Below are 5,692 nucleotides of genomic sequence, written 5' to 3'. Positions count from 1 at the left end.
AGCACACGCTCCTTGCCCACCAGCGCCATTACGGCGTCGGCGATGCCAGGGGAGATTGGCCCAGACCGGTATTACTCGGCTGCCATGCGCGCTTCGATATAGGCCAGGGCGCGGTCGATGCGAGCGAGCACACGCTCCTTGCCCACCAGCGCCATCACGGCGTCTATGGCCGGGGACTGACCCAGACCGGTGACGGCCACGCGCAGCGGCATGCCGACCTTCCCCATGCCCTGACCCAGCTCGGCGGCAGTGGCTTCAATCAGCTCGTGCAGCGCTTCGGTGGTCCAGGTCTCCAGCGCCGCCAGCTTGGCCTTGGCCAGAGTCAGCGGCTCGGCAGCGACGCCGCGCAGGTGCTTCTTGGCAGCCGCTTCGTCAATGGCCTCGTACTCTTCGAACAGATAGCGGCTCTGGGCGGCCATCTCTACCAAGGTGTTGCAGCGCTCGGCCAGCAGGGTGACCACATCGGCCAGTGCCGGGCCCTTGCTGGTGTCGATGTTCTGGGCGGCCATGTGCCATTCCAGGTGCTTGGCCACATAGGCCGGATCCAGGCTGCGCATGTAGTGGTTGTTCAGCCACAACAGCTTGTCGGTGTTGAAGGCGGAGGCAGACTTGGAGATGGCATCCAGGCTGAACAGCTTGATCATCTCGTCCAGGGTGAAGATCTCCTGATCGCCGTGGGACCAGCCCAGACGCACCAGATAGTTCAGCAGGGCTTCCGGCAAGTAGCCATCGTCGCGGTACTGCATCACCGAGACAGCGCCGTGGCGCTTGGAGAGCTTGGCGCCGTCGTCGCCCAGGATCATGGAGACGTGGGCAAACTCCGGTACAGGCGCGTTCAGTGCCTTGTAGATGTTGATCTGGCGCGGGGTGTTGTTGATGTGGTCTTCACCACGCACCACGTGGGTGATCTCCATGTCCCAGTCATCGACCACCACGCAGAAGTTGTAGGTGGGGGCGCCGTCGGTGCGGCGGATGATCAGATCGTCGAGCTCGGTGTTGGCGAACTCGATGCGGCCGCGGACGTGGTCATCGAACACCACAGAGCCTTCGGTGGGGTTGCGGAAGCGGATCACGTGGGGCGCATCGGCCGGGTGATCGTGGGCGGCATCCCGGCACTTGCCGTCATAGCGGGGCTTCTCGCCGCTCGCCATCTGGCCTTCGCGCAGCGCCTCCAGGCGCTCCTTGGAGCAGAAGCACTTGTAGGCGCGGCCATCGGCCAGCATCTCGTCGATGATGCCGTTGTAGCGATCGAAGCGCTTGGTCTGGTAGTAGGGGCCCTCATCCCAGTTCAGCTCCAGCCATTCCATGCCCTCAATGATGGCGTCGATCGCCTCCTGAGTGGAACGTTCCAGGTCGGTATCCTCGATACGCAGCACGAACTCGCCGCCCTGGCTCTTTGCGAACAACCAGGAATAGAGTGCGGTACGGGCACCGCCGACATGCAAAAAGCCGGTCGGGCTGGGAGCAAAACGGGTTTTGACTTTCATCTTTAAGCCTTGTGTAGAGGGCCTTGGGCCAATGCGTTAGAAAAAACCGTCGCATTTTAGCACTCAGAATCACGGATGGGAAAACCATGCAATAGCCGGGGCCTAAACAGGTCTTGATTCGGCCGGGGCGCCGTTCTTTGAGAGGGATCGCAAAACCTCCCCTCATTTTCAGCTTTGCTGATCAACATTGCTGGAGGAATCTCCCGCCATGCCGATAATTCATACAACTTTCTACTCACAAGGAACACGAGATGCAGTTTCGCTCTATCCAGAATCGCATCCTGGTACTGGCGGGGGTCGCCATGACCACGGCCCTGGTCATCCTGATCCTGCTCAACCAATACTCGAGCAAGCAGACCCAGCAACTGACCATCAGTTCCAGTCGCGCGGCCCTGCAGCAGGAGGCGTGGCAGAAGGTGAGTGCCAACGCCCGCGCCGAGGCCGCCACCATCACCCAGTTGCTGCAAAAGGGGCTCTCCTATACCCAGCAGATGGCCAGCGTCTTCGCCCTGCAGCAGGAGGGCAAGCTGCCGCTGGATCGCCAGCAGGCCACGGACCTGCTCAAGGCGCAGCTCGGCCTGGAGCCGCAACTATATGGCGCCTTCGCGGGCTTCGAGCCGAACGGCTTCGATGGCCAGGACAGCGCCTTCGCAGGCCAGAGCGCCCTTGGCAGCGATGACAAGGGGCGTTTCGTCCCCTACTTCTATCGCGACAAGGAGAACATTGGCTCGGATCTGCTGCTCTCCATCGAGAAGAGCGACGCGGACGAATTCGGCAATCCGGCCAACGACTACTACGCCTGCCCGAAACGGGAGGGGCGCTCCTGCCTCATCGATCCCTTCAAGGTGGACATCAACGGCCAGCAGGTGCTGGTGAGCACCATCACCACCCCCATACTGGTGGGCGGTCAGTTCAAGGGCGTCGCGGCCCTGGATCTGGCGGTGGACTCCATCAGCCGCCAGGCCCAGTCCCTCAACAGCAACATCTATGACGGCAAGGGCGAGACACTTATCGTCAGCGCCGCCGGCGTCATCACAGGCACCAGCGGGGACGCCAGCCTGCTCGGCAGCCGCGCCGACAAGCTGCTGGGCGACGGCTGGCAGCAATACCTCAAACCCGAGCTGCAACGCCAGGAGCTCGACGAGGCGTTTCGCATCTCTGTGCCCATCGCGGTGCCGGGCATGGCCCGCAACTGGGCCATCATAGTCACCCTGCCCTATCAGGTGGTGCTGGCGGGCGCCGACGAGCTGGAGAGCCAGCTCACCGAGATGAACCGGGCCGCCATGACCCAGCAGCTCATAGGTGCCCTCATCGTACTGGTGCTGGCCCTGGCCACCATGCTGGCGATCGCCCGCAGCATCACGGGCCCCATCCGCCAGATGGTCAGCCTGGTGGATGACATCGCCGATGGCGAGGGGGATCTCACCAAGCGCCTGAACACCCGAGCCCAGGACGAGCTGGGGGCACTGGCCCGCGGCATCAACCGCTTCATCGACAAGTTGCAGGTGCTGCTCGGGGACGTGCAGAAAACCGCGAGCGAGGTCCATCGCCACGCCGGGGATACCGACCGTATCGCCGGCCAGACCGACAACAACCTGCAGCATCACCAAGCGGAGATGGAGCAGATGCTGACCGCGGTGCAGGAGATGTCCTATGTCAGTCAGGAGGTGGCGACCCACGCCAACAACACCGCCGACTCGGCCAAGCAGGCGCAGGGCGCGGCGGATCAGGGCAAGGTGCGCTTCCAGCAGGTGATCCAGTCCATGCACAAGGTGGCGGCCGAGGCGGGCAAGGGTGCCGAGGTGGTAGAAGGGCTGGCCCACGACAGCGAGCAGATCACCAGCATACTCACCGTCATTCAGGGCATCGCCGATCAGACCAACCTGCTGGCGCTGAACGCCGCCATCGAGGCGGCCCGGGCTGGCGAGCAGGGTCGCGGCTTTGCGGTGGTGGCCGACGAGGTGCGCAAGCTGGCGGGCAACACCCAGCAGGCGGTGCAGAATACTCAGGAGCTGATCGAGAAGATCCGCCACAGCTCGGCCAATGCGGTCAACGCCATCCAGCAGAGCCAGCAGCTGACCCATCAGGCGGTGGGCGAGGCCGATCTGGCGGAGGCGGCGCTGGACAGCATCTTCCAGGCCATCGCCACCATCAACGACATGACCTATCAGATAGCCTCCGCCGCCGAGGAGCAGAGCTCGGTTTCCGAGACGGTCTCAGGCAACCTGTCAAAAACCAACGCACTGGCCAACGACATCGCCCAGGATGCGACCAATACGGCGAAAGCCAGCCAGGCCTTGCGCCAGGCGGCCGAGCGTTTGCAGCAGTTGCTGGGGCAATTTCGTCTCAGCTGATAATTTTCATGCTCAGGGCTCTCCCCCTCGGGGGCGAGTCCGTTTACCATAGGCACTATATTTGCCTGATGGCAGGCAATGTAGTGAGAGGTAAATGCCGTGCCCACCCCGGACCGTCGCCCACGTGGCCATAACAGACGAGCCCAGCAGCGTCGCCAAGACGAATCACAAGGAACCCTGCTCCATCGTATCAATGCCGCAACCCTGCCCCTGCGTCAACGTCTTGGCCAGGGATTGAGCGGCTTGGGTCAGCGTAACAAGGAGCCGAAGGCGGCTTCATTCAAGCTGGCGAGCCCGCTGCCGCGCAAGCACACCCTAGGCCTGCTGGTGCTGGTGCCTCTCTGGCTGTTGCTGCTGGCCTGGGAACCCGCCCCCGCCGCCCCCAAGGCGGCGCCTTCCGGTTCGCTCGCCGTGCCGCTGGCCGTGCCGACCCAGGCACTGACCGTGGGCAACGGGGCCGCAAGCAGTGCGCCGGCCGCGGCCAAACCTGTCGAGGAGAAAGTCGATGGCACCTGGCTGCAGCACGAGGTGCAGGCTGGCGAGACCCTCTACTCCATCTGGCGCAAGTTTGAACTGCCCGGGGCCGAGCTGAGCCGCCTGATCGCCATAGAGGGGCCGGACAGGCCGCTGACCCGGCTGCAATCGGGCAAGTCGGTGTTCATCCTGGTGGACACAGGCCGCCGCATCCAGCGGGTCGAGATCCGCTCCTTTGGTCAGGCAAACTACCGCTACGACCGACAGGGCGAAGGGTTCGCCCTCAAGGAGTGATGAAACGGGAGGCCATGGCCTCCCGTTTTTTTGACCAGAAGCATGAAACAAGCCGCTGACTTCCCAATACTTTTAGCTCGCTCAAAAAATGAAAAGTGCCAAATTGACAAGGGATCGGGCTCCAGTACAATCGGTTGTGCTTTAGACAGGGATTGTACTGCATGCCACTGGAACACATCGACGTAGTCAGTCATGGGTAGGCCCCTGCATTCTAGGCAAATGCTGCCCAACAAGGCGTTAGTTTCATTTTGTTATAGATAGGACTTACCACATGTCTGACATTCGCACCGGCCAAGTAAAATGGTTCAACGAAACCAAGGGTTTTGGCTTCATCGAGCAATCCCAGGGACCGGACGTTTTCGTTCACTTCTCCTCCATCCAGAGCACAGGTTTCAAGACCCTGGCTGAAGGTCAAAAAGTCCAGTTCACCGTGACCCAGGGCAAGAAAGGCCCGCAGGCTGAGAACGTGACTCTGCTCTAAGCCGCATCCGTGAACTCGCAGGAGGAGCCAAGGCCCCTCCTATTTTTTTGCCTGCCATTCCCCGCCCCGTATCAGGCGAGCTCTTCGCCGCCCTGACCTGCCTCTCCCCTCTCCCAAGCCGCCTACGCTCAGCTGCCGCCGCCATAGTCCATGGACCGAGGGCAATGACGGGAAACCGGCACAGGTGCTGACAAGCGGATATGGCAAAGCATCGCGGCGCGATACGGAATCTATTCGAATAGGGATAAGAAAAAGAATGGACGACTAGGACTACGAAGAGAGATTGGAGCGGGAAACGAGACTCGAACTCGCGACCCCAGCCTTGGCAAGGCGCGGATCATGCTCTGCCAACTGGATGTGGCAATGAGTGTATTGAAATATTGGATTCGTGAACTTCGAGGAGAGATTGGAGCGGGAAACGAGACTCGAACTCGCGACCCCGACCTTGGCAAGGTCGTGCTCTACCAACTGAGCTATTCCCGCAACAGGATGTCTTCTGCAAGTGATTTGGAGCGGGAAACGAGACTCGAACTCGCGACCCCGACCTTGGCAAGGTCGTGCTCTACCAACTGAGCTATTCCCGCATCGGAATAATCATCTGC

The 5,692-nt window shown here is 61.6% G+C and carries 4 protein-coding genes and 2 tRNA genes; 3 read left to right on the top strand and 3 right to left on the bottom strand.

Features of this window, described 5'->3' with window-relative positions; genetic code table 11:
- Nucleotides 1-71: 71 nt before the first annotated feature.
- Nucleotides 72-1,487 carry a glutamate--tRNA ligase gene (gene gltX, locus AB5Y91_RS15920; RefSeq protein ID WP_111913581.1) on the bottom strand — a complete coding sequence of 472 codons (1,416 nt, stop codon included), beginning with the start codon at nucleotides 1,485-1,487 and terminating at the stop codon, nucleotides 72-74.
- 251 nt (nucleotides 1,488-1,738) lie between these two features.
- Here gltX and AB5Y91_RS15915 point away from each other — a divergent pair, with 251 nt between their 5' ends.
- The 3 genes from AB5Y91_RS15915 to AB5Y91_RS15905 all read left to right on the top strand — a co-directional run bounded on the left by AB5Y91_RS15915 (nucleotide 1,739) and on the right by AB5Y91_RS15905 (nucleotide 5,090).
- A complete protein-coding gene (locus AB5Y91_RS15915) occupies nucleotides 1,739-3,841 on the top strand; it encodes a methyl-accepting chemotaxis protein (protein ID WP_368170245.1) in 2,103 nt (700 codons plus the stop codon).
- A 99-nt stretch (nucleotides 3,842-3,940) separates the two neighbouring features.
- Nucleotides 3,941-4,609 carry a LysM-like peptidoglycan-binding domain-containing protein gene (locus AB5Y91_RS15910; RefSeq protein ID WP_368170244.1) on the top strand — a complete coding sequence of 223 codons (669 nt, stop codon included), beginning with the start codon at nucleotides 3,941-3,943 and terminating at the stop codon, nucleotides 4,607-4,609.
- Between the two features lie 271 nt (nucleotides 4,610-4,880).
- Nucleotides 4,881-5,090: a cold-shock protein gene (locus AB5Y91_RS15905; protein ID WP_005327092.1), complete on the top strand. Its 210-nt coding sequence runs from the start codon at nucleotides 4,881-4,883 to the stop codon at nucleotides 5,088-5,090.
- Between the two features lie 407 nt (nucleotides 5,091-5,497).
- Here AB5Y91_RS15905 and AB5Y91_RS15900 read toward each other — a convergent pair.
- Both AB5Y91_RS15900 and AB5Y91_RS15895 read right to left on the bottom strand, forming a co-directional pair.
- Nucleotides 5,498-5,573: transfer RNA gene (locus AB5Y91_RS15900), tRNA-Gly, on the bottom strand.
- Between the two features lie 25 nt (nucleotides 5,574-5,598).
- Nucleotides 5,599-5,674, bottom strand: a tRNA-Gly gene (locus tag AB5Y91_RS15895).
- Nucleotides 5,675-5,692: the final 18 nt, after the last annotated feature.

Source organism: Aeromonas sp. R4-3 (assembly GCF_040908275.1).
Lineage (GTDB): Bacteria > Pseudomonadota > Gammaproteobacteria > Enterobacterales > Aeromonadaceae > Aeromonas > Aeromonas rivipollensis.
Note: the sequence above shows the minus strand (reverse complement) of the source record. Positions and strands in the feature narration are given on the sequence as shown.